20 protein-coding genes are annotated in these 22,011 nt (G+C 62.3%); 11 read left to right on the top strand and 9 right to left on the bottom strand.

Annotation, left to right across the window (positions count from 1 at the left end):
* Positions 1-167: 167 nt before the first annotated feature.
* The gene (locus JNA92_RS22190; RefSeq protein ID WP_241806671.1) at positions 168-725 is read right to left on the bottom strand and encodes an L-threonylcarbamoyladenylate synthase; all 558 of its coding nucleotides are present in this window, start codon (positions 723-725) and stop codon (positions 168-170) included.
* 37 nt (positions 726-762) lie between these two features.
* Complete coding sequence (dprA, locus tag JNA92_RS22185; RefSeq protein WP_241806670.1) at positions 763-1,860, bottom strand: DNA-processing protein DprA; 1,098 nt, start codon at positions 1,858-1,860, stop codon at positions 763-765.
* Positions 1,861-2,066: 206 nt separating this feature from the next.
* Here dprA and def point away from each other — a divergent pair, with 206 nt between their 5' ends.
* The 5 genes from def to JNA92_RS22160 are packed head-to-tail and all read left to right on the top strand — an operon-like array spanning position 2,067 to position 6,591.
* On the top strand, positions 2,067-2,573 hold the full coding sequence (gene def / locus JNA92_RS22180; protein WP_241806669.1) for a peptide deformylase: 507 nt from the start codon (positions 2,067-2,069) through the stop codon (positions 2,571-2,573).
* A gap of 60 nt (positions 2,574-2,633) precedes the next feature.
* Entirely contained in the window at positions 2,634-3,566 is a 933-nt protein-coding gene (gene fmt / locus JNA92_RS22175; protein ID WP_241806668.1) for a methionyl-tRNA formyltransferase, read from the top strand.
* Positions 3,563-4,873, top strand: a complete 1,311-nt coding sequence (gene rsmB / locus JNA92_RS22170) for a 16S rRNA (cytosine(967)-C(5))-methyltransferase RsmB (RefSeq protein ID WP_241806667.1) — start codon at positions 3,563-3,565, stop codon at positions 4,871-4,873. The genes fmt and rsmB overlap by 4 nt, the downstream gene beginning before the upstream one ends.
* A gap of 24 nt (positions 4,874-4,897) precedes the next feature.
* Positions 4,898-6,271, top strand: a complete 1,374-nt coding sequence (gene trkA / locus JNA92_RS22165; protein ID WP_241806666.1) for a Trk system potassium transporter TrkA — start codon at positions 4,898-4,900, stop codon at positions 6,269-6,271.
* Between the two features lie 11 nt (positions 6,272-6,282).
* Entirely contained in the window at positions 6,283-6,591 is a 309-nt protein-coding gene (locus tag JNA92_RS22160) for a tetratricopeptide repeat protein (protein WP_241806665.1), read from the top strand.
* A gap of 286 nt (positions 6,592-6,877) precedes the next feature.
* Here JNA92_RS22160 and JNA92_RS22155 read toward each other — a convergent pair whose 3' ends face one another.
* Complete coding sequence (locus JNA92_RS22155) at positions 6,878-7,765, bottom strand: lysophospholipid acyltransferase (protein ID WP_241806664.1); 888 nt, start codon at positions 7,763-7,765, stop codon at positions 6,878-6,880.
* Between the two features lie 41 nt (positions 7,766-7,806).
* On the bottom strand, positions 7,807-8,358 hold the full coding sequence (locus tag JNA92_RS22150) for a DNA-3-methyladenine glycosylase I (RefSeq protein WP_241806663.1): 552 nt from the start codon (positions 8,356-8,358) through the stop codon (positions 7,807-7,809).
* Between the two features lie 83 nt (positions 8,359-8,441).
* Between JNA92_RS22150 and glyQ the strand changes: the two genes are divergently transcribed.
* Genes glyQ through JNA92_RS22130 form a run of 4 tightly spaced genes read left to right on the top strand, consistent with a single transcriptional unit; the run spans position 8,442 to position 12,799 of the window.
* Positions 8,442-9,389, top strand: a complete 948-nt coding sequence (gene glyQ, locus JNA92_RS22145; RefSeq protein WP_012312032.1) for a glycine--tRNA ligase subunit alpha — start codon at positions 8,442-8,444, stop codon at positions 9,387-9,389.
* A complete protein-coding gene (gene glyS / locus JNA92_RS22140) occupies positions 9,386-11,437 on the top strand; it encodes a glycine--tRNA ligase subunit beta (protein ID WP_241806662.1) in 2,052 nt (683 codons plus the stop codon). Before glyQ ends, glyS begins: the two co-directional genes overlap by 4 nt.
* 3 nt (positions 11,438-11,440) lie before the next feature.
* Positions 11,441-11,968, top strand: a complete 528-nt coding sequence (gene gmhB, locus JNA92_RS22135; RefSeq protein WP_241806661.1) for a D-glycero-beta-D-manno-heptose 1,7-bisphosphate 7-phosphatase — start codon at positions 11,441-11,443, stop codon at positions 11,966-11,968.
* 60 nt (positions 11,969-12,028) lie between these two features.
* Positions 12,029-12,799 carry a lysophospholipid acyltransferase family protein gene (locus tag JNA92_RS22130; RefSeq protein ID WP_241806660.1) on the top strand — a complete coding sequence of 257 codons (771 nt, stop codon included), beginning with the start codon at positions 12,029-12,031 and terminating at the stop codon, positions 12,797-12,799.
* 177 nt (positions 12,800-12,976) lie between these two features.
* Here the strand turns inward: JNA92_RS22130 and JNA92_RS22125 are convergent, their stop codons facing one another.
* Complete coding sequence (locus tag JNA92_RS22125) at positions 12,977-14,596, bottom strand: MFS transporter (RefSeq protein ID WP_241806659.1); 1,620 nt, start codon at positions 14,594-14,596, stop codon at positions 12,977-12,979.
* 97 nt (positions 14,597-14,693) lie between these two features.
* On the bottom strand, positions 14,694-16,340 hold the full coding sequence (locus JNA92_RS22120; protein ID WP_241806658.1) for a GMC family oxidoreductase: 1,647 nt from the start codon (positions 16,338-16,340) through the stop codon (positions 14,694-14,696).
* A gap of 126 nt (positions 16,341-16,466) precedes the next feature.
* Between JNA92_RS22120 and JNA92_RS22115 the strand changes: the two genes are divergently transcribed.
* Positions 16,467-17,354 (top strand): LysR family transcriptional regulator, encoded by an 888-nt coding sequence (locus JNA92_RS22115; RefSeq protein ID WP_241806657.1) that lies wholly within the window; start codon positions 16,467-16,469, stop codon positions 17,352-17,354.
* Here the strand turns inward: JNA92_RS22115 and JNA92_RS22110 are convergent.
* The 3 genes from JNA92_RS22110 to JNA92_RS22100 are packed head-to-tail and all read right to left on the bottom strand — an operon-like array spanning position 17,343 to position 20,352.
* Positions 17,343-18,161, bottom strand: coding sequence for a sulfite exporter TauE/SafE family protein (locus tag JNA92_RS22110; protein ID WP_241806656.1), 819 nt, complete (start codon positions 18,159-18,161; stop codon positions 17,343-17,345). The genes JNA92_RS22115 and JNA92_RS22110 overlap by 12 nt on opposite strands.
* Complete coding sequence (locus JNA92_RS22105) at positions 18,158-19,429, bottom strand: NAD(P)/FAD-dependent oxidoreductase (protein ID WP_241806655.1); 1,272 nt, start codon at positions 19,427-19,429, stop codon at positions 18,158-18,160. The genes JNA92_RS22110 and JNA92_RS22105 overlap by 4 nt, the downstream gene beginning before the upstream one ends.
* Positions 19,430-19,467: 38 nt before the next feature.
* Positions 19,468-20,352, bottom strand: coding sequence for an MBL fold metallo-hydrolase (locus JNA92_RS22100; RefSeq protein ID WP_241806654.1), 885 nt, complete (start codon positions 20,350-20,352; stop codon positions 19,468-19,470).
* A 223-nt stretch (positions 20,353-20,575) separates the two neighbouring features.
* Between JNA92_RS22100 and JNA92_RS22095 the strand changes: the two genes are divergently transcribed.
* A complete protein-coding gene (locus JNA92_RS22095) occupies positions 20,576-21,880 on the top strand; it encodes a sigma-54 interaction domain-containing protein (RefSeq protein ID WP_241806653.1) in 1,305 nt (434 codons plus the stop codon).
* The last annotated feature ends 131 nt before the right edge of the window (positions 21,881-22,011 follow it).

Below are 22,011 nucleotides of genomic sequence, written 5' to 3'. Positions count from 1 at the left end.
CTCAAACCGGACAACCATTCAAGACAAAATCAGAAAAATCTGCAGGGGTTTGCGGCCCAATCGCCGGCAAGCCAGCTCCCCCACCAACCACACCGGCTTCAAGCCCTGTGCAGAACCTGTAGGCGCTGGCGTGCCGGCGATCGAGGGCGAAGCCCTCGGCAGCGGTATCAGCCTGGGCGCACAACCTCGCCGGTTGCCAGATTGCGAATCACACTCGGGTTCTTCCGCCCCCCCAGCGCCCCGCCAAGCACCAGGTCCAGCTGGCCGTGGAAGTACTGCTCCACCCGCAACCGGGTCTTCGCCGCCGGGCGCCCGCCGGGGTTGCACGAGGTGGAAATCAGCGGCCCTACCAGTGAACACAGATCACGCACCACTGGGTGATCGCTGACGCGCAGCGCCACCGTGTCATGCTGCCCGGTCACCCACTCGGGCAACAGGTCCTGGTGCGGCACCAGCCAGGTGTTGGGCCCAGGCCAGGTGCTGCCCATGCGGTCGATCCAGTCTTCCGGGAAGTCCTCGAACAAAAAGTCGAACTGCCGGATGTTGTCGGCGACCAGGATCAGCCCTTTATCCACAGGCCGCGACTTGAGGGCCAGCAAGCGATACACCGCGTCCTCGTTCCATGGGTCGCAGCCCAGGCCCCAGACCGCTTCTGTCGGGTAGGCGATCACCGCACCGGCCCGAATCTCACGCGCGGCTTGTTGCACACGCCAACTGCTCACCATTTGTGTCTCTCCGCATTTAAGCCATGCCGCAGTTTACTTAGCCAGCGCGGGCAAACCAACGCCCGGCTTCATTGGTCACCCGGCCATCGAGCTCCAGCTCGGTCAGTTGCGCCAGTACTTGCGCCAAAGGCAGCTCACTGCAAGCCGCGAGTGCTTCGCTGGTCTGGGGCGCAGCATGCAGCAAGGCGAGTAGGGGATGCGAGGGTTTATCCACAACGGCTGGCGGCAGGTTCTTCCAGCCCTGCAAGCTTTCCAGGATCTGACCCACGCTTTCAACCAGCAGTGCGCCGTCGCGAATCAACTGGTGGCAGCCCTTGGCGCCGGGGTGGTGGATCGAGCCGGGAACGGCATAAACCTCACGGCCTTGCTCGGCAGCCAGACGTGCGGTGATCAACGAACCGCTGGCCAGGCTCGCCTCTACCACCAGCACGCCGAGCGACAGGCCACTGATGATGCGATTGCGTCGCGGGAAGTTGCCTGGCAGCGGCCCGGCGTCGAGCGGGTACTCGGAAACCAGCGCGCTACCGCTGTCGATCATCGCTTTGGCCAAGTCGCGGTGGCGCTGTGGATAAAGTTTTTGCAGCCCGGTGCCCAACACACCGATCGTGGCGCCCCCGGCCTGCAACGCGGCCCGATGAGCGGCACCGTCGATTCCCAAAGCAAGGCCACTGGTGATGATGAACCCGGCCTGCGAGAGGCAACGGGAAAATGCCTTGGCGGTGTCGAGCGCTGGGGGTGAAGCACGCCTGCTGCCCACTATCGCCAGCTGTGGCCGTTCGAGCAAAGCCGGGTCGCCAGCGACGAAGAGCAGCGGCGGGGCATCATCGATTTCACCCAGCAGCGCGGGGTAGCCAGGGCTGTCCCACATCAGCAAATGCTGGCCCGGATGCTCTATCCAGGCCATTGCAGCCAATGCCCCATCGCGTACTTCGGCACTGCGCCGGGCGTCGATGGTGGCCTGCGCGACCCCCAGGGCACGCCAGGCGCCAGCCGGTGCACTGAGTGCAGAAGAAGCGCTGCCAAAGGCTTGCAACAAGGTGTGAAAACGACGTAATCCCGTCTCGGGGAGGCGGTGTAGACGTAGCCGCGCTTCCAGTTCGGCAGGCGGGCAAAGCGACGAATGGTGGAACGGCATGGAGATCATCCTTGATCGAAACAGGGCCATGTACGTGGCACAACCTGTGGATAAGTTTGTGGGTAACACTTTGAAAAGCTGTCTATTAAATGGACGCTATCAAGCCCATAGACACCCTAGACGAGCTTGCCAGGTGCCGAAATCTTCGATTCCCTTTATTATGTGTGCTCAGTTTTCAACCGAACGCACAGTGATTGCCTGACCCTATGGCCATTTTGAACATTCTCGAATTCCCAGACCCGCGCCTGCGCACCATCGCCAAACCGGTGACGGAGTTCGACGACGCCCTGCGCCAGCTGATCGACGACATGTTTGAAACCATGTACGAAGCGCCTGGCATCGGCCTGGCTGCCACACAGGTCAACGTCCACAAACAGGTTGTGGTCATGGACCTGAGCGAAGACCGCAGCGAGCCACGGGTTTTCATCAACCCGTCGGTCGAAGAGCTGACCCACGACATGGGCCAGTACCAGGAAGGCTGCCTGTCGGTGCCGGGCTTCTACGAAAACGTCGACCGCCCGCTGCGTGTGCGCGTCAAGGCGCAGGACCGTGACGGCAAGCCTTTCGAGCTTGAAGCCGAAGGCCTGCTGGCAGTCTGCGTGCAGCACGAGTTCGATCACCTTAACGGCAAGCTCTTCGTCGACTACCTGTCCCAGCTCAAGCGCGACCGGATCAAGAAGAAGTTGGAAAAGCAGCACCGCCAGCAAGCCTGATCCCCACCTTCCAGAAGGCTTGCTCCGGCAAGCCTTTTTCTTTTTTGAAGCGAGAACTCCATGCGCATCGTCTTTGCAGGCACTCCAGAGTTTGCCGCCGAACACCTCAAGGCCCTGCTCGACAGCCCCTACGAGATCGTGGCCGTCTACACCCAGCCCGACCGCCCGGCAGGCCGCGGCCAGAAGCTGATGCCAAGCGCGGTCAAAGCGTTGGCGGTGGCCCATGGCATCCCTGTGTTCCAGCCGCCAACCCTGCGCAATGAGGATGCCCAGGCAGAACTCGCGGCGCTCAAGCCGGATTTGATGGTAGTGGTCGCCTATGGCTTGATCCTGCCCCAGGTGGTGCTGGATATCCCGCGCCTGGGCTGCATCAACAGCCACGCTTCCCTGTTGCCACGCTGGCGCGGCGCGGCGCCGATCCAGCGCGCCGTGGAAGCGGGCGACGCCGAGAGCGGCGTTACCGTGATGCGCATGGAAGCAGGCCTGGACACTGGCCCGATGCTGCTCAAGGTGGTCACGCCAATCAGTGCAGAAGACACTGGTGGCAGCCTGCACGATCGCCTCGCCACAATGGGCCCGCCAGCCGTCGTGCAAGCCATTGACGGCCTGGCTGATGGCAGCCTGCACGGCGAGGTGCAGGACGACGCCCTGGCCACGTACGCGCACAAGCTGAACAAAGACGAGGCGCGCATCGACTGGAACCGCCCGGCCGTGGAGCTCGAGCGCCTGATCCGCGCCTTCAACCCCTGGCCGGTGTGCCACAGCACCCTGGATGGCGAAAGCGTGAAAGTGCTGGCCGCAAGATTGTCCACAGGGGAAGGCACCCCTGGCGAGATCCTGTCCGCCAGCAAAGACGGCCTCGTGGTCGCCTGCGGTGACCAGGCCTTGAGCCTTACCCGCCTGCAATTGCCTGGCGGCAAGGCCCTGGCCTTCAGCGACCTGTTCAACAGCCGCCGCGAGAAGTTCACCGCCGGCAAGGTGCTTGGCCAATGAACCCACGCCTCGCCGCCGCCCGTGCCTTGGCCGCAGTGCTCAGTGGCAAGGCCTCGCTGAACAGCTCGCTGCCTGCGCAACTGGACAAGGTCGAGGAACGCGACCGCGGCCTGACCCAGGACCTGGCGTTCGGTACCGCCCGCTGGCAGCCGCGCCTGGACCTGCTCGCCGCGCAACTGCTGCAGAAGCCATTCAAGACCGCTGATGCCGATGTGCAGGCACTGCTGCTGGTAGGCCTGTACCAGTTGTTCTACACGCGCATCCCGGCCCACGCCGCCATTGGCGAGACGGTCGGTTGCGCCGACAAACTGAAAAAACCGTGGGCCAAGGGCCTGCTCAACGCCGTGCTGCGGCGCGCCCAACGTGAGGGCGAGGCACTGCTCGCTGGCATGGAACGCGATCCGGTCGTACGCACCGCCCACCCACGCTGGCTGCAGAAGGCGCTCAAGGCGTTCTGGCCCGAGCAGTGGGAAGCCATTTGCGCGGCCAACAACGCCCACCCGCCCATGATCCTGCGGGTCAACCGCCGCTACCACAGCCGCGATGACTACCTTGCCCTGCTGAGCGAAGCCGGCGTTGGCGCCAGCGCCTGTCGCTTTAGCCGTGACGGCATTGTGCTGACCGAAGCCTGCGATGTGCGCAGCCTGCCGGGCTTTGCCGACGGCTGGGTGAGCGTGCAGGACGAGGCTGCGCAGCTGTCGGCCGACCTGCTTGAACTGGCCCCCGGCCAGCGCGTGCTCGATGCCTGCTGCGCCCCGGGTGGCAAGACGTGCCACCTGCTTGAGGCAGAAGCGGGCCTGGCTCATCTGGTGGCCATCGACCTGGAAGCCAAGCGCCTGACCCGGGTGCGCGAGAACCTCGACCGCCTGCAGTTGGACGCCGAGCTGATCGCCTGCGACGCCCGTGACACCGCCAGTTGGTGGGACGGCAAGCCGTTTCAGCGCATCCTGCTCGATGCGCCCTGCTCAGCTACCGGGGTCATTCGCCGCCACCCGGACATCAAGCTGACCCGTCAGGCTGATGACATTCCGGCGCTGGCCGCGCTGCAGGGGGAGTTGCTCGATGCCCTGTGGCCGACCCTGGAGGTGGGGGGCATGCTGCTGTACGCCACCTGCTCCAGCCTGCCGACCGAGAACACCGAAGTGATCGAGGCCTTCCTTGCCCGCACTCCGGGCGCCCGTGAGCTGGACCTGGCCACCGAAGCGGGTATCCGCCAGCCCCATGGCCGCCAGCTGCTGGCCCAGGAAGGCGGCCATGACGGCTTCTACTATGCCAAGCTGATCAAGATCGCCGCCTCGCGCGGTTAAGAAAAAAGGGTTAGGGAGTAGCGGATGAAGATCATCATCCTTGGCGCAGGCCAGGTAGGCGGTACGCTGGCAGAGCATCTGGCCAGCGAAGCCAACGACATAACTGTGGTCGATACCGACGGCGACCGCCTGCGTGACCTGGGCGACCGCCTGGATATCCGTACCGTGCAAGGCCGCGGCTCGCTCCCGACGGTCCTGCGCCAGGCCGGCGCCGATGACGCAGACATGCTGGTTGCGGTGACCAACAGCGATGAAACCAACATGGTCGCCTGCCAGGTCGCCTATTCGCTGTTCCACACGCCCACCAAGATCGCCCGCGTGCGTGAATCGGCCTACCTGACCCGCGAAGAACTGTTCGACAACGACCATATCCCGGTGGACGTGCTGATCAGCCCCGAGCAGGTCGTGACCAACTACATCAAGCGGCTGATAGAACATCCAGGTTCGCTGCAGGTGATCGACTTTGCCGAGGGCAAGGCGCAGCTGGTGGCGGTCAAGGCCTATTACGGCGGCCCATTGGTGGGCCAGCAACTGCGCCAGATCCGCGCGCACATGCCTAACGTCGATACCCGTGTGGCAGCGATCTTCCGCCGTGACCGGCCGATCACCCCACGGGGCGACACGGTGATCGAGGCCGATGACGAGGTGTTCTTCATCGCCGCGAAGAAAGACATCCGCGCCGTGATGGGCGAGCTACGCCGCATCGACGAGACCAACAAACGTGTGGTCATCGCCGGGGGCGGGCAGATCGGTGAGCGCTTGGCCGAGGCCATCGAAAGCCGCTATCAGGTGAAGATCATCGAGATGAGCGCAGCCCGTTGCCGGCACCTCTCCGACACCCTGGAAAGCACCGTGGTGCTGCAGGGCAGCGCCTCGGACAAGGACCTGATGCTCGAAGAGAACATTGCCGATGCCGACATCTTCCTGGCCCTGACCAACGATGACGAGGCGAACATCATGTCGTCACTGCTGGCCAAGCGCCTGGGCGCGGGCAAGGTGATGACGATCATCAACAACCCGGCCTATGTAGACCTCGTACAAGGCGGCGAAATCGATATCGCCATCAGCCCCCAGCTGGCTACCATCGGTACCTTGCTGGCGCACGTGCGCCGTGGTGATATCGTCAGTGTGCACTCCCTGCGCCGAGGTGCGGCCGAGGCCATCGAGGCGGTGGCACATGGCGATTCGAAGTCGAGCAAGGTGATCGGCAAGGCTATCGAAGACATCACCCTGCCGCCGGGCACCACGATCGGCGCGATCATTCGCGACGAGCAGGTGCTGATCGCCCACGACGATACAGTGATCGAGTCGGGTGACCACGTGATCCTGTTCGTTGTGGATAAAAAGCACATTCGCGACGTGGAGAAGCTTTTCCATGTCGGCTTGAGTTTCTTCTAGAGGAGGCGGGCATGCGCGAATCGCTGGAGAAGATGCTGGCCAAGGGTGTGGATAACCCGCTGCTGCGGTTTGGCCTGGGCAAGGCCTGGCTGGACGAGGGCAATGGCGCCGAAGCGGCGGTGCATCTGGCCCGTTGCGTGGAACAGGACCCAAAGTATTCGGCAGCGTGGAAGCTGCTTGGCAAGGCGTACCAATTGCAGGGTGACCTGACGGCGGCGCGCAAGGCCTGGGAGGACGGGGTGGTGGCGGCGCAGGCCCATGGGGACAAGCAGGCCGAGAAGGAAATGGCGGTGTTTCTCAAGAAGCTGAACAAGGTCTGAAGTGCCGGGGCTGCTGTGCAGCCCATCGCCGGCAAGCCGGCTCCCACCGGGTTTGCGCTGTGCTTGAGAACAGCGCAGTACCTGTGGGAGAGCAGGGTATCTGTGGAAGCAGCGAGGTACCTGTGGAAGCAGCGGGTTTTTGTGGGAGCCGGCTTGCCGGCGATAGGGCCGGTAAACTCGATGCAAGACTCAAGCAAGCCCCCGCAAAGCTAATCCTCGCGAGAAAGCTCGCAAGCGTGCCATCCGCCCTGATTGAAAACCCAGGACGAAGGCGCCCCCAACAACCTCAATACCAGCGCGGCTCGCCCGCCGGGCGCTTCTTGAAGCGCTTCATGCTCCACATGTACTGGCTCGGGTATTGGCGCACATAGCGCTCGACCACCTTGCTCATGGCCGCCGCCGACACGTTCACATCCGTGCTGTACATCTCTTCTGGCGCAGCTTCCAGAAACACCTTGAAGCCCGAGCCATCCGGCAAGCGCAGGGCATGCAGGAACACCCCCACCGCCTTGCCACCGGCCAGCATGTTCGGCACGAACTTGCTGGTCAGCGCCTGGGTGCCCAGGAATGGCACGAACACGCCGGCCGATTCCGCAGGCTCCGGGTCGGCGGGAATCCCCACCTGCCCACCGCGGCGCACTTCCTTGATCACGCTGAGGATGCCTTCCTTGGTCGAAGGCGCCACACGGTTGCCCATCTGTACCCGCTGTTCACGTAGCAGGTCATCCACAGCCTTGAGCTTCGGCGGGCGGTAGAAGATGATCGGTTTGCACTGGTTGCAGTAGAAGTGGTTGAGCACTTCCCAGTTACCCAGGTGGCTGGTGATGCCGACCACACCCTTGCCTGAGGCCAACGCCTGCTCCAGCACTTCCAGGCCGTGCACTTCCTTGACCAGATCAAGCGAACGCTGGGGCGGCCAGATCCAGGCACAGGCACTTTCGACAAAGGATTTGCCGATGTCTCTCAGGGCACGGCCGACCAGTTGCTCGCGCTCGACCGGGTCCATCTCAGGGAAGCACTTGGCGAGGTTGATGCGCACGACATTGCGCGAACCGTTGGGGACTTTCCACATCAGCCAGCCGATCCCGGCGCCGACGCGTTGCACTGCGCCCCAGGGCAGCTTGGCAAACAGACGCAGCACCCCGACCATCAGGGCGCCTTTGAACTTTTCCACAGGCCAGTTCCTTATTTCAGCAAGGCGCGCATTGTAACCCTTCAGCGCAGCAAGGCGGCGTAACGATCACAATCGGTGGTGTGATCCATGACCATGCCGGTAGCCTGCATGAAGGCGTAGCAGATGGTCGGGCCGACGAAGGTAAAGCCGGCTTTGAGCAATGCCTTGCTCATCGCCTTGGCCTCGTCGGTGACCGCCGGCACTTCGCTACGGGCAGTGAAATGGTTGATCTTCGGCTCGCCGCCGACGAACGACCACAGCCATTCGGCCGGGTTATCCACAGCCAGCCAGGCCTGGGCGTTGCGCCGCACAGCCTTGAGCTTGAGGCGGTTGCGGATGATGCCGGCATCGAGCATCAGCTCTTCGATGCGCTCATCGCTCATCTGCGAAAGCTTCACCGGGTCGAAGCCGTGCAGCACCTCACGATAGCGCTCGCGTTTACGCAAGACGGTGATCCATGAAAGCCCCGCCTGGAACCCTTCGAGCAAAAGCATCTCGAACAGCAACGCCGGATCACGCTGCGGTGTTCCCCATTCCTGGTCGTGGTAGGCCTGGTACAACGGATCGTCGGTACACCAAAAGCAGCGTGGCATAAGGCTCCAATGAGTAGAGGGCGAGGCGAATCAGGTTATACTCCCGCTCTTTACATCCGCATCCCCAGATACAGGTGAATTTCGTGAGCCAGCCTACGCCAGCCGTGCGTACCTTCCAAGACCTGATCCTCGCCCTGCAGAACTACTGGGCAGCTCAAGGTTGTGTGGTGCTTCAGCCCTACGATATGGAAGTAGGCGCCGGCACTTTCCATACCGCTACATTCCTGCGCGCCGTCGGCCCAGAAACCTGGAACGCCGCCTACGTGCAGCCCAGCCGTCGCCCTGCCGACGGGCGGTATGGCGAAAACCCCAACCGCCTGCAGCACTACTACCAGTTCCAGGTGGTGCTCAAGCCCAACCCGGCCAACTTCCAGGAGCTGTACCTCGGCTCGCTGAAAGCCATCGGCCTGGATCCGCTGGTCCACGATATCCGTTTCGTCGAAGACAACTGGGAATCGCCGACCCTGGGCGCCTGGGGCCTGGGCTGGGAAATCTGGCTCAACGGCATGGAAGTGACCCAGTTCACCTACTTCCAGCAAGTAGGCGGCATCGAGTGCTACCCGGTCACCGGTGAAATCACCTACGGCCTGGAGCGCCTGGCCATGTACATCCAGGGTGTCGACTCGGTGTACGACCTGGTATGGGCCGACGGCCCGTTCGGCAAGGTCACCTATGGCGACGTGTTCCACCAGAACGAAGTGGAGCAGTCGACCTACAACTTCGAGCACGCCAACGTCGAGAAACTGTTCGAGCTGTTCGACTTCTACGAAAGCGAAGCCAACCGCCTGATCAAGCTGGACCTGCCGCTGCCGACCTATGAAATGGTGCTCAAGGCCTCGCACACCTTCAACCTGCTCGACGCCCGTCGCGCCATCTCGGTGACCGAACGCCAGCGTTACATCCTGCGTGTGCGTACCCTGGCCCGGGACGTGGCGCAAAGCTATCTGCAAGCCCGCGCACGCCTGGGCTTCCCGATGGCCACCCCTGAACTGCGTGACGAAGTGTTGGCGAAGCTGGAGGCTGCACAATGAGTGCTCAAGATTTCCTGGTAGAACTGGGCACCGAAGAGCTGCCTCCCAAAGCCCTGGCCACCCTCGGTGACGCTTTCCTGGCCGGCATCGAAAAAGGCCTGCAGGCCGCTGGCCTGAACTACACGGGCAAGCAGGTGTACGCCGCGCCGCGTCGTCTGGCCGTGCTGATTCGCCAGCTGGATGTACAGCAGCCTGACCGTAGCATCAATATCGACGGCCCACCCCTGCAGGCTGCCTTCAAAGACGGCGAGCCGACCCAGGCTGCCTTGGGCTTTGCCAAGAAGTGCGGGGTAGAGCTGTCGGAAATCGACCAGAGCGGCGCCAAGCTGCGCTTCTCCCAACACATCCCGGGCAAAGCCACCGCCAGCCTGCTGCCGACCATCGTCGAAGATTCGCTCAACGACCTGCCGATCCCCAAGCGCATGCGCTGGGCCGCTAGCCGTGAAGAGTTCGTGCGCCCGACCCAATGGCTGGTGATGCTGCTGGGCGATCAGGTGGTTGACTGCACCATCCTTTCGCAGCAAGCCGGCCGTGAGTCCCGTGGCCACCGCTTCCACCATCCGCAGAACGTGGTCATCACCACCCCGGCCAACTACGCCGAAGACCTGCGCAAAGCCTACGTGCTGGCCGACTTCGCCGAACGCCGCGAGCTGATTGCCAAGCGCACCAGCGAACTGGCCATGCAGCAGGAAGGCACTGCCATCGTGCCGCCGGCCCTGCTGGATGAGGTAACTGCGCTGGTGGAGTGGCCGGTACCGCTGGTGTGCTCGTTCGAGGAGCGCTTCCTCGAGGTGCCGCAGGAAGCCTTGATCACCACCATGCAGGACAACCAGAAGTACTTCTGCCTGCTGGACAGCGAAGGCAAACTGCTGCCGCGCTTCATCACCGTGGCCAACGTCGAAAGCCGTGACCCCAAGCAGATCGTCTCGGGTAACGAGAAGGTAGTGCGCCCGCGCCTGACCGACGCCGAGTTCTTCTTCAAGCAGGACAAGAAGCAGCCGCTCGAAACCTTCAACGAGCGCCTGAAGAACGTCGTCTTCCAGGCGCAGTTGGGCACCGTCTACGACAAGGCCGAGCGTGTATCCCGGCTTGCCGCGTACATTGCTCCGCTGATCGGCGGTGACGCCCAGCGCGCTGGCCGTGCCGGGCTGCTGTCCAAGTGCGACCTGGCCACCGAGATGGTCGGCGAATTCCCAGAAATGCAGGGCGTTGCCGGTTACTACTACGCGCTCAACGACGGTGAACCGCAAGACGTCGCCTTGGCGCTGAACGAGCAGTACATGCCGCGTGGTGCTGGCGCCGAGCTGCCGCAGACCCTGACCGGTGCTGCGGTGGCCATCGCCGACAAGCTCGACACTCTGGTCGGCATCTTCGGCATCGGCATGCTGCCCACCGGCAGCAAAGACCCGTATGCCTTGCGCCGCGCCGCCCTGGGCGTGCTGCGTATCCTGATCGAGAAGCAACTGGACCTGGACCTGACCACTGCGGTCGAATTCGCGGTCAAGCAGTTCGGTGCCCAGGTCAAGGCCGCCGGCCTGGCCGAGCAGGTGCTGGAGTTCATCTTCGACCGCCTGCGTGCGCGTTACGAAGACGAAGGCATCGACGTTGCCACCTACCTGTCGGTTCGTGCCCTGAAGCCGGGTTCGGCTTTGGACTTCGACCAGCGTGTGCAGGCCGTGCAGGCCTTCCGCAAGCTGCCCGAAGCCGAGGCGCTGGCCGCGGTGAACAAGCGCGTGTCGAACCTGCTGGGCAAAGCCGAAGGCGCCATTGCCGAACAGGTCGAGCCGAAGTACTTCGACAACGCCAACGAGTTCTCGCTGTACTCGGCGATCCAGCAAGCCGACCAGGCTGTGCAACCGATGGCCGCTGCACGTCAGTACAGCGAATCGCTGGCCCGCCTTGCGGCCCTGCGTGATCCGGTCGACGCCTTCTTCGAGGCCGTGATGGTCAACGCCGAGGACGCCAAGGTTCGCGCCAACCGTTATGCCCTGCTCAGCCGCCTGCGCGGCCTGTTCCTGGGCGTTGCCGATATTTCGCTGCTGGGGTAAGCCTTGAAACTGCTGATTCTCGATCGTGACGGGGTGATCAACCAGGACTCCGACGCCTACATCAAGTCGCTGGAGGAGTGGATCCCGATCCCCGGCTCGATCGAGGCCATCGCGCAGTTGAGCAAAGCGGGCTGGACGGTGGCCGTGGCCACCAACCAGTCCGGCATTGCCCGTGGCTACTATTCGCTGGCAACCCTCGAAGCCATGCATGCACGTCTGCGCACGCTGGTGGCAGAGCAAGGCGGCGAAATCGGCCACATCGTGTATTGCCCACATGGGCCGGACGAGGGTTGTGAATGCCGCAAGCCCAAGCCCGGCATGTTGCGGGCTATCGCCGAACATTATCAGGCCGACCTGCGCGGCGTATGGTTCGTCGGCGACAGTAAAGGTGACCTGGAGGCCGCCCTGGCCGTCGGTGCACAACCGGTGCTGGTGAAAACCGGCAAAGGTGAGCGCACGCTAGAAAAGGGCGTCGCGCAAACCACACTGATTTTCGACGATCTGGCAGCTATCGCCAGAGAACTAATCTAAACAATGCGCCTGAGGGCGCATTTTTATCAGGCGGGCAAGCCCGCAACGGTACATGCCACTATGTCGATCCTGCAGGCGATCAGAATCTTTCTTTTTTACCTGCTGCTGGGCACCAGCTCGCTGCTGTGGTGCTCGCTGAGCTTTTTTATCGCGCCATTTTTGCCGTTTCATAAGCGCTACCGCTTCATCAACGTCTACTGGTGCCGTTTTGCCGTGCTGCTGGCGCGGGTGATCCTGGGTATCCACTACAAGGTCACGGGTGCCGAGAATGTGCCCAAGGAACCCTGTGTGATCCTGTCCAACCACCAGAGCACCTGGGAAACGTTCTTCCTGTCAGCCTATTTCTCGCCATTGAGCCAGGTGCTCAAGCGTGAACTGCTGTACGTGCCGTTCTTTGGCTGGGCCATGGCCATGCTGCGGCCGATCGCGATCAACCGCGACAACCCCAAGGAAGCGTTGCGCCAGGTGGCGAGCAAGGGTGACGAGTTGCTCAAGCAGAAGGTCTGGGTGCTGATCTTCCCGGAAGGTACTCGGGTACCCTTTGGCACCGTGGGCAAGTTCTCCCGTGGCGGTACCGCGCTGGCGGTAAATGCCGGGCTGCCAGTGCTGCCGATCGCGCATAACGCCGGCAAGTACTGGCCCAAGTCAGGGTGGGGCAAGCGCTCCGGCACCATCGAGGTGGTGATCGGGGAGCCGATGTATGCCAATGGCACCGGCCCGCGTGCCATTGCAGAGCTCAATGACCGTGCCGCAGCGTGGAACGAAGCGACTCAGCGGCGCTTGGGTTCATTGCCACCGGTGGATGAAAAACCGCACGAGCAGATCGCCTGACGATCTGTGGATAACTTGTTAGCAATTTTTGGACGAAATGCCTCACTCGATAGCTAAGCCTCTGAATTATATATATATTTTTGTGTATGACATTTTCCTGAAAATCGTGCATAAGTTTTTTTGAGGCATAAGAAAACCGGCTTTTACAGCCGGTTTTTTTATGGCTTCAAGACATCATCAGACCTTGTCGATATCCACGTCTCTGGTTTCTTTCAGGCAGAAGATGCCCACCACCAAGCTGATCCCGGTGACCAGCACCGGGTACCACAAGCCGTAGAAGATATCCCCGGTATACACCACCAGCGCGAACGAAACCGTGGGCAAGAAACCGCCGAACCAGCCATTGCCAATGTGATAGGGCAGCGACATCGAGGTATAGCGGATGCGCGTCGGGAACAGCTCCACCATGACTGCCGCCAGCGGCCCATAGGTCATGGTTGCGATCAGGATCATCGCAACGATCAGCACCACTACCATCACCTGGTTGACCTGCGAGGGGTCTGCCTTGGCTGGGTAGCCTGCTTGCTCGATGGCGTTGCGCATGGCTGATTCGTCAAAACCGTTGATGGTCTTGTCGCCAATGTTCACGACCACTTGGCTGCCCGCGACATTCACCGAGCTGTAAGGCAGGCCCTGTTTGACCAGGAAGGTCTTGACCTTGTCGCACGGGCTGTCGAAACGCGCCTTGCCGACTGGGTCGAACTGGAAGGTACAACCTTGCGGGTCAGCGGTGACCACGATCGGCGCCTGACGGCTCGCGGCGTCGATCTGCGGGTTGGCGTAGTGGCTCAGCGCCTTGAACAGCGGGAAGTACAACACCGTGGCCAGCAACAGGCCGAGCATCAGGATAGGCTTGCGGCCGATGCGGTCGGACAGCCAGCCAAAGAACACAAAGAACGGCGCACCGATCACCACACTGATGATGAGCAAGGTGTTGGCCTGGGAAGGATCCATCTTGAGCATCTGGGTCATGAAGAACAGCACATAGAACTGCGCCGTGTAGAACGTCACGGCCTGGCCGGCGTTGATGCTGAACAGTGCGGTAAGCACCACTTTGAGGTTTGGCCAGGAGGTGAACGACTCGCGGATTGGCGACTTGCTGACCTTGCCCTGGGCCTTCATTTTCACGAAGGCCGGCGACTCGTGCATGCTCATGCGGATCCAGGTGGAAATGCCCAGCAGCACGATCGACAGCAGGAACGGCAAGCGCCAGCCCCAGGTCTCGAACTGATCGCCGCTGATGTAGCGGCTGCCCAGCACCACCAGCAATGACAACAGCAGCCCGAGGGTGGCAGTGGACTGGATGAAGCCCGTGTGCAAGCCTCGCTTGCCTGGCGGTGCGTGTTCGGCCACATAGGTCGCCGCGCCACCATACTCGCCCCCCAGCGCCAGCCCCTGCAGCATGCGCAACACCACCAGAATGATCGGCGCGGCAATGCCGATGCTTGCATAGGTGGGCAGCAAGCCAACGGCAAACGTGGATAGCCCCATCAGCACGATGGTGATCAGGAAGGTGTATTTTCGCCCGATCATGTCACCCAGCCGGCCAAACACCAGCGCGCCGAAGGGCCGTACCAGGAAACCGGCGGCGAATGCCATCAGGGCAAAGATGAAAGCGGTGGTGTCGTTGACGCCAGCGAAGAACTGCTTGCTGATCACCGCCGCCAGCGCACCGTAGAGAAAAAAGTCATACCACTCGAAAACCGTCCCGAGGGATGACGCGAAAATGATCTTGCGTTCTTCACGACGGCTTGGGCTGCTCGCCGTCGCCCCCTGTTCTTGGATGTAATCCGACATCGTTGCTGTCCTCGGCCCGCAGGCCACAGTGATTATTCTTGTTGTTCCACTGTCGGCAGCTTCTGACCGCAAGCTGCCGGTACTGCACGCACCCGGGTCAGGGCGTCGGTAACGCGTCTTCGTTCAGGCAGGTTTGAGTCGCAGCTCCCTTGAGAATGAGTTGGGCCGCCTTTTCGGCGATCATCAGGGTGGGTGAACAGGTATTGCCGGAGATGATCTGCGGCATGATGGAAGCATCCGCGACGCGCAGGCCGGGGATGCCGTGTACCCGCAGCTGGTTATCCACAACGTCCAGGGGGCCGTTGCCCATACGGCAGGTCCCGACTGGGTGGAAGATGGTGGTGCCGATCTTGCCTGCCGCTTCGAACAGCTGCTCCTCGGTCTGCAGGGCAGGGCCTGGCAGGTATTCCTGCGGATCGAAAGCGGCGAGGGCAGGGGCCTGGACGATGCGGCGTGTGATACGGATGGCCTCGGCGGCAACGCGCAGGTCTTGAGGGTCATTGAGGTAGTTGGGGTCGATCAGTGGCGCGCTGTTCATGTCCGAGCTACGGATGTCGATGCGCCCACGGCTAACCGGGCGCAGGTTGCAAACCGAAGCGGTGAAGGCAGGGAAGCGGTGCAGCGGCTCGCCGAAGCGTTCCAGCGACAGCGGTTGTATGTGGTATTGCAGGTTGGCGGTGCGCTGCTCGGGGCTGGAGCGTACGAACGCCCCGAGCTGGCTCGGCGCCATGGCCAGCGGCCCACTGCGGTCGTAGAGATAGCGCAGGCCCATGCCCATCTTGCCCCACAGGCTGTTGGCCATCTGGTTGAGCGTTCTGGTATTGCGGATCTGATAGATCAGGCGCAATTGCAGGTGGTCCTGCAGGTTGCCACCGACACCGGGCATGTCGTGCCGTACACCGATGCCTAGCGTTTCCAGCAACCTGCGCGGGCCAATGCCGGAGCGCTGCAGAATGCCGGGCGAACCCACCGCCCCTGCACACAGGATGATCTCCCGGCGCGCAGCGAACTCGTGCCAGGCGCCGCGCCACAATGCTTTCACTGCACGGGCGCGGGTATTGTTCAGCAGCACTTGGTCAACCTGGACGCTGGTCAGCACGGTGAGGTTGGAACGGTTATGCACAGGCCGTAAGAACGCCTTCGATGCGTTCCAGCGCACACCGCTGCGCTGGTTGACCTGAAAGTATCCACAGCCTTGGTTGTCGCCGGTATTGAAATCATCGACCTTGGCGATACCGCTCTGTTCGGCAGCGTCTCGGAATGCATCGAGGATCGGCCAGCTGTAGCGCTGGCGCTCCACCCGCCATTCCCCCGTGGCGCCATGGTGATCACTGCTGCCTGCAAAGTGATTCTCGCTGGCCTTGAACAGCGGCAGCACGTCCTTCCAGGCCCAGCCGTCATTGCCCTGTTCGGCCCAATGATCATAGTCCGCAGCCTGGCCACGCATGTAGATCATGCCGTTGATGGATGAGCAGCCCCCCAGCACCTTGCCCCGGGGATAACCCAGGCTGCGACCATCCAGGCCGGTCTGCGCTTCGGTCTTGAAGCACCAGTCAGTGCGGGGGTTGCCGATGCAGTAAAGATAACCGACGGGGATGTGAATCCAGGCGTAATTGTCGCGGCCCCCAGCCTCCAGCAGCAACACGCGGCAGGACGGGTCGGCGGACAAACGATTGGCCAGCAGACAACCGGCAGGGCCGGCGCCTACGATGACGTAGTCGAAGACAGAATCGGCTGATGGCATGTGCAACCTCGCGCCTGATTTTTATTCTTGTCGTCGTACATCTTATTGATTAATTTCGCTGAGGAAACACGAGATTTCGCGCAGCCGTTGTGCGTTTTAGCACAGCGACCAACAGGGAAAGGATGCATGTTCGACTGGAATGATCTGCGGTTTTTCCTCGAGTTGCAGCGCAGTGGCCGCCTGCTCAGCGCTGCCAAGCGTCTCAACACGACCCATAGCACGGTTGCTCGGCATATCGAAAGCATCGAGAAATGCCTGGGCACGCCGCTGTTCGTGCAACACGCGCAGGGGTACGAATTGACCCCCTCCGGCCAGGCGTTGCTCAAGCACGCAGAGGCCATGGAGAATGTCGCGTTGCTGGCGCAGGAAGAAATCACCCAGGCGATCACGCCGCTGGGCAAGATTCGCCTTGGGGTCACTGAAGGCATCGGCATCATGTTCTTCACCCCACGCATGAACGCGCTGTTCGAACGGTATCCGGGCCTGGAAGTGGAGCTTGTGGCCGTGCCTCGCTTCGTCAGCATCCTCAACCGCGAAGCGGAAATCAGCATTCACCTGGAGCGCCCCAGTGCCGACCTGCTGATCACCCGCAAACTCACAGACTACCGCCTAGCCTTGTATGCCAGCCAGGCTTACCTGGACCGCGCCCCGCCTTTACGCAACCGTGAAGACCTGGCCCGGCACAGCTGGATCGGCTATGTCGACGACCTGCTGTTCAGCCAGGAGCTGCTGTTTCTCAACAGCTTCTGCCGGATGCCCAATGTGGCCTTTCGCAGCACCAGCGTGATCGCCCAGCAAGCCGCTGCGCGCGCCGGCCTGGGCATCGCAGTGCTGCCCAATTACATGGCTCGCCACGACCCGACACTGGTACGCGTACTACCCAGCGAAACCATCCAGCGCAGCTACTGGATATGCACCCGGCGTGAGTTGCACAAGTCGGTACGCCTGCGGGTGGTCTGGGATTACCTGCTGGCGCTGTGCGCGCAGGAGCAGGCCGAGCTGCTAGCCGAGTAGCGCCTTGCCGGCCAGCAGCAGGGCAGCCCCGAAGCCGACCACCGAGAACAGCTGCTGCAGGCGAGGCCCGGCCAGCCGGGTTGCCAGTGGCCGAGCCAGCAGCAGGCCAAGCACCGCCCCCACGGCAAAAGGTGCGCCGACCTGCCAGTGCATCACCCCAGCCAGGCTGGCGCTGACCACGCTACCTGTGGACACCAGGGCGATCACCGCCAGCGAGGTCGAAACGATGCTCTTCATGCGCAGGTTGGTGTAGCGGTTCAAGGCAGGGATGATCACGAAGCCACCCCCCACCCCCAACAAGCCGGACAACAATCCAGAGAGTGCTCCGGTGATGGCCAGCGCCCGCGCGCAGGGCAGTGTCCAGCGCAAACGGCCCTGCAGCGGGTTGAGCACGCACGGCTCGATGAAACGGTGCGCACCGTTGGTCTCGCCACGCAGCTCACTGGCAGCCTTGCGCCAGATGCGCAGGCACGCGTAAACCAGCACGCCGGCGAACACCAGGGCCAAGGGGGTATCGGGCAGACGATGAGCGAGCATCAGCCCGAGCGGTGCAGCGACGATGCCGATCAGGGCGATGAACAGCGCGGCGCGGTAACGCACCAGCCCTTGGCGCAAGCCGAGGATCGCCCCTACGCCAGCGGCAAGACCTACAGCAAGAAGGCCAATCGGCGCAGCTTCGGCCATAGACAGGCCAAGACCGAACACCAGCAGCGGCACCGCCAGGATGCCGCCCCCCGCCCCAGTCAACGCCAGCACTGCGCCAATGATCGCGCCCAGCCCGGCACCGAACAGTTGATGCTCGATCACTGGGCTGCCTCGGCAGCCAGCGGCTTGGGCCGCGCCAACCACTCCCGCCCCTTGAGCATGCCTTGCCAGTACAGCGGCGGCAGCACTCGCGCCTTGAGCAGCCAAGCCAGGCGCGTCGGCTGGCGTCCATCCAGCAGCCAGCGCGGGAAGCTCGGCGCGACCTTGCCGCCATAGGTGAACTCGGCAAGCACGATCTTGCCGCGCTCGACCGTCAACGGGCAGGAGCCATAGCCATCGTACTGAGCAAGGTCAGCCAGCCTGCCTAACGCCACCAGCACGTTGTTGGCAACCACCGGCGCCTGCTTGCGCGCAGCGGCTGCGGTCTTGGCGTTGCTGGTGCCGGCCACATCGCCCAGTGCATGGACGTTGGCAAACTGGCGATGACGCAGGGTATGCGGGTCCACATCGACCCAGCCAGCGGCATCGGCCAATGGGCTTTGACGAATGAAGTCCGGGGCAACCTGCGGCGGCACCACATGCAGCATATCGAAGGCTTCAGTGCGGGTTTCAGCGCTGCCATCGGCCAAGGTGCGGACAAAGGTGGCGCACTTGTTGGGGCCATCCACTGCCACCAGACGGTGGCTGTAATTGAGGTCTACACCGTACTTGTCGATGTAGGCCATCAGGGCCGGTACGTAATCGGGCACACCGAACAGCACAGCACCGGCATTGAAGAAGCAGGCTTTGACATCGCCCAGCCGCCCCTGGCGCAGCCAGTGGTCGCAGGACAGGTACAGCGCTTTTTGCGGCGCACCGGCGCACTTGATCGGCATCGGTGGCTGAGTGAAGAGGGCACGGCCTTGCTTCAGGTTCTGCACAAGCTCCCAGGTGTAGGGTGCCAGGTCGTAGCGGTAGTTGGAGGTAACGCCGTTGCGCCCCAGGGTCTCACTGAGCCCGTCAATGGCAGCCCAATCGAGCTTGAGGCCCGGGCAGACCACCAACTGTTCATAGCTGATGGTGCGACCCTCTTCGAGCATGACCAGCTGGGCCTGCGGGTCGAACCCCTGCACGCGCGCCCTGATCCAGCGCACGCCACGGGGAATGGTCGAGGCCATGGTACGTGCGGTGCTCGGCGCCTTGAACACACCGGCACCGACCATGGTCCAGCCGGGCTGGTAGTAATGAATGTCGGCAGGGTCGACCACCGCGATATCCAGTGACGGGTCGCGGCTGATGAGGCTGGAAGCAGTGGCGATTCCGGCAGCGCCGGCACCGACGATGACCACCTTGTGGTGGTAAGAATCAGTAGGGGACAACAAGGCAGGCATGGCGTAAATCCTGGAAAATCCAATGATGGGTGAGGCTGTCAGAGCTTGTTCAACGGGATCTTCAGGTAGCTCACGCCGTTGGATTCCGGTTGTGGGAAATGGCCACTGCGCATGTTGACCTGCACCGACGGCAGGATCAGCACGGGCATTTCGAGGGTCTTGTCACGCGCCTCACGCATGGCGACAAAGCTGTCCTCATCAATGCCCTGGTGGACATGAATGTTGCTGGCGCGCTGCTCAGCCACGGTGGTGACATAGCGCATGTCGCGCCCGCCCGGCAGGTAGTCATGGCACATGAACAGCAGGGTCTGGTCAGGGAAAGCCAACAGGCGGCGGATGGATTGGTACAGGGTGCGAGCGTCAGCGCCAGGGAAATCACAGCGCGCGGTACCGTAGTCAGGCATGAACAGGGTGTCGCCCACGAACAGCGCTTTTTCGCCGGCATCCTCTACCAGGTAACTCATGCAAGCGGGGGTATGCCCAGGCGTATGCAGCGAGCGGGCGTGCAGGTTGCCTATGCGAAAGCCTTCCTCGTCCATGAGCAACACATCGAACTGGCTGCCATCACGGGCAAAGCCGGGCTCGGCGTTGAACAAGTCACCGAAGACTTTCTGTACCTTGGTGATCTGCGCGCCAATGGCAGTGTGGCCGCCGAGTTTTTCCTTGAGATACGCCGCGGCTGAAAGGTGGTCGGCGTGTACATGGGTTTCCAGAATCCACTGCACCTTGGCACCAAGGCTGTGAACCCGATCAATCAGGCGGTCAGCAGAGGCGGTGCAGGTACGGCCTGACTTGGGGTCATAGTCCAGTACGCTGTCAATCACCGCACACTGGTTGGTCTCACGGTCCAGCACCAGGTAGCTGATGGTCGAGGTGGCGTCGTCGAAAAAAGCGTCCACCTGAAGGTTATTGCCGATGATCATCACGGTCTCCAAATAATCCACCCCGCCATTTAGAGGCGTAGGCAGTTACGGGTGGTTTATCAAGATGCATGCCAGGGGTTCAGGCCATGCCAACGCCCGTAAAAGCGAACCCTGATGGCGCGAGGCAGGCCGGTCTGTCAGCTGCGCTGGCAGTCGACTGTCAGCCAATGGCAGTGTTTGGCAGTCCTTGTTACCCTCAACGGCTTAGCCCATCGGTGCCGTCATGCCTGAATCCCATCCCCTCATCCTAGCTCTGGTTTCCTACCTCGAACACGATGCGTTGCCTACCATCGTGCTGGACACCGACTACAACATCCTCGCAGCCAATGCCGCCTATCGCCGCCAGTTCGGCCGTGACGACCGTGCGCCACTGGGTGAGAAGTGCCACCGGGTTTCCCATCACTATGCCGTGCCTTGCGACCAGGCCGGTGAGCATTGCCCCATGCGCAAGGCCTGGGACAGCAAGCTGCCGGAACGGGTACTGCACATTCATCACACCCCGCGCGGGCCTGAGCATGTGGATGTGGAACTGCGGCCGATCCTCGATGAGCAGGGCAGGGTGGTCGCCTTCGTGGAACGGCTGACCACGGTCACGCTGGCCTCGGCGCAACCTCAACAACAGGGCTTGGTCGGGCGGGCGCCAGCGTTCAAAACGGCGCTGGCCAGCCTGCAACGTGCGGCACCCGCGCAGATCCCGGTGTTGCTGCAGGGTGAATCCGGAACAGGCAAAGAGCTTTTCGCCCGGGCGATCCATATGGGCAGCCCACGGGCCAATGGCCCGTTGGTGGTGGTCGACTGCACCGGTTTGACCGAGTCACTGTTTGAAAGCGAACTGTTCGGCTATGAGAAGGGAGCCTTTACCGGTGCCAACCAGCGCAAGATCGGCCTGGCTGAAGCGGCCCATGGCGGCACGCTGTTCCTCGATGAGATTGGCGAGGTGCCACTGGCGATGCAGGTCAAATTGCTGCGCCTGATCGAATCCGGCAGTTTCCGCCCCGTCGGTAGCCTGCGTACCGTGCACGCGGATTTCCGCCTGGTGTCTGCAACACACAAACCGCTCAAGCAGATGGTTGCAGAGGGTACGTTCCGCGAAGACCTGTATTACCGCATCAGTGGCTTTCCGATCCGCCTGCCCGCCTTGCGCGAACGCGTAGAGGATCTGCCCCTGCTTGCGCAGAGCCTGCTGCAACGCATGGCAGGCCAACCTGCCACCCGTCTTAGTGACGCTGCGCTTCAGCAATTGGCCCTGCATAGGTTCCCAGGCAATATCCGCGAGCTGCGCAATATCCTGGAAAGGGCGCGCCTGTTTGCCGATGACGGGCTGATACGGCCTGAACATCTGCCGGAAGATGTCGGCCCGCCAATCGCATCCGGTGAGAAAAAGAGGCGCGCTCGCAGCGACCTGGGTGATCTGGCGCAGGCGCTGGAACAGTTTCCGGGCCCCCGCAGCGAACTGGCGCGCCACCTGGGCATGAGTGAACGTACGCTGTATCGGCGCTTGAAAGCGCTGGGGCTGAACCCGGCTTAGGGCCCAGCGATACTTTACCGGACCTTTACCTCTGGCCAGGGATTACTCATCTCGAACGACGGTCTGAAGCATTAACCGTAATCGGCGTCTCGTTGAAGCACGCCGGACGTCTACATGCAAAGGATCGAGAT

Origin of the sequence: Pseudomonas putida, assembly GCF_022627325.1 — a bacterium.
Classification (GTDB): domain Bacteria; phylum Pseudomonadota; class Gammaproteobacteria; order Pseudomonadales; family Pseudomonadaceae; genus Aquipseudomonas; species Aquipseudomonas putida_X.
Note: the sequence above shows the minus strand (reverse complement) of the source record. Positions and strands in the feature narration are given on the sequence as shown.

Coding starts and splice junctions, on each gene's coding strand:
- JNA92_RS22190 (WP_241806671.1), bottom strand. CDS start 725: ATGGTGAGCAGTTGGCGTGTGCAACAAGCCGCGCGTGAGATTCGGGCC.
- dprA (WP_241806670.1), bottom strand. CDS start 1,860: ATGCCGTTCCACCATTCGTCGCTTTGCCCGCCTGCCGAACTGGAAGCG.
- def (WP_241806669.1), top strand. CDS start 2,067: ATGGCCATTTTGAACATTCTCGAATTCCCAGACCCGCGCCTGCGCACC.
- fmt (WP_241806668.1), top strand. CDS start 2,634: ATGCGCATCGTCTTTGCAGGCACTCCAGAGTTTGCCGCCGAACACCTC.
- rsmB (WP_241806667.1), top strand. CDS start 3,563: ATGAACCCACGCCTCGCCGCCGCCCGTGCCTTGGCCGCAGTGCTCAGT.
- trkA (WP_241806666.1), top strand. CDS start 4,898: ATGAAGATCATCATCCTTGGCGCAGGCCAGGTAGGCGGTACGCTGGCA.
- JNA92_RS22160 (WP_241806665.1), top strand. CDS start 6,283: ATGCGCGAATCGCTGGAGAAGATGCTGGCCAAGGGTGTGGATAACCCG.
- JNA92_RS22150 (WP_241806663.1), bottom strand. CDS start 8,358: ATGCCACGCTGCTTTTGGTGTACCGACGATCCGTTGTACCAGGCCTAC.
- glyS (WP_241806662.1), top strand. CDS start 9,386: ATGAGTGCTCAAGATTTCCTGGTAGAACTGGGCACCGAAGAGCTGCCT.
- JNA92_RS22130 (WP_241806660.1), top strand. CDS start 12,029: ATGTCGATCCTGCAGGCGATCAGAATCTTTCTTTTTTACCTGCTGCTG.
- JNA92_RS22125 (WP_241806659.1), bottom strand. CDS start 14,596: ATGTCGGATTACATCCAAGAACAGGGGGCGACGGCGAGCAGCCCAAGC.
- JNA92_RS22120 (WP_241806658.1), bottom strand. CDS start 16,340: ATGCCATCAGCCGATTCTGTCTTCGACTACGTCATCGTAGGCGCCGGC.
- JNA92_RS22115 (WP_241806657.1), top strand. CDS start 16,467: ATGTTCGACTGGAATGATCTGCGGTTTTTCCTCGAGTTGCAGCGCAGT.
- JNA92_RS22105 (WP_241806655.1), bottom strand. CDS start 19,429: ATGCCTGCCTTGTTGTCCCCTACTGATTCTTACCACCACAAGGTGGTC.
- JNA92_RS22100 (WP_241806654.1), bottom strand. CDS start 20,352: ATGATCATCGGCAATAACCTTCAGGTGGACGCTTTTTTCGACGACGCC.
- JNA92_RS22095 (WP_241806653.1), top strand. CDS start 20,576: ATGCCTGAATCCCATCCCCTCATCCTAGCTCTGGTTTCCTACCTCGAA.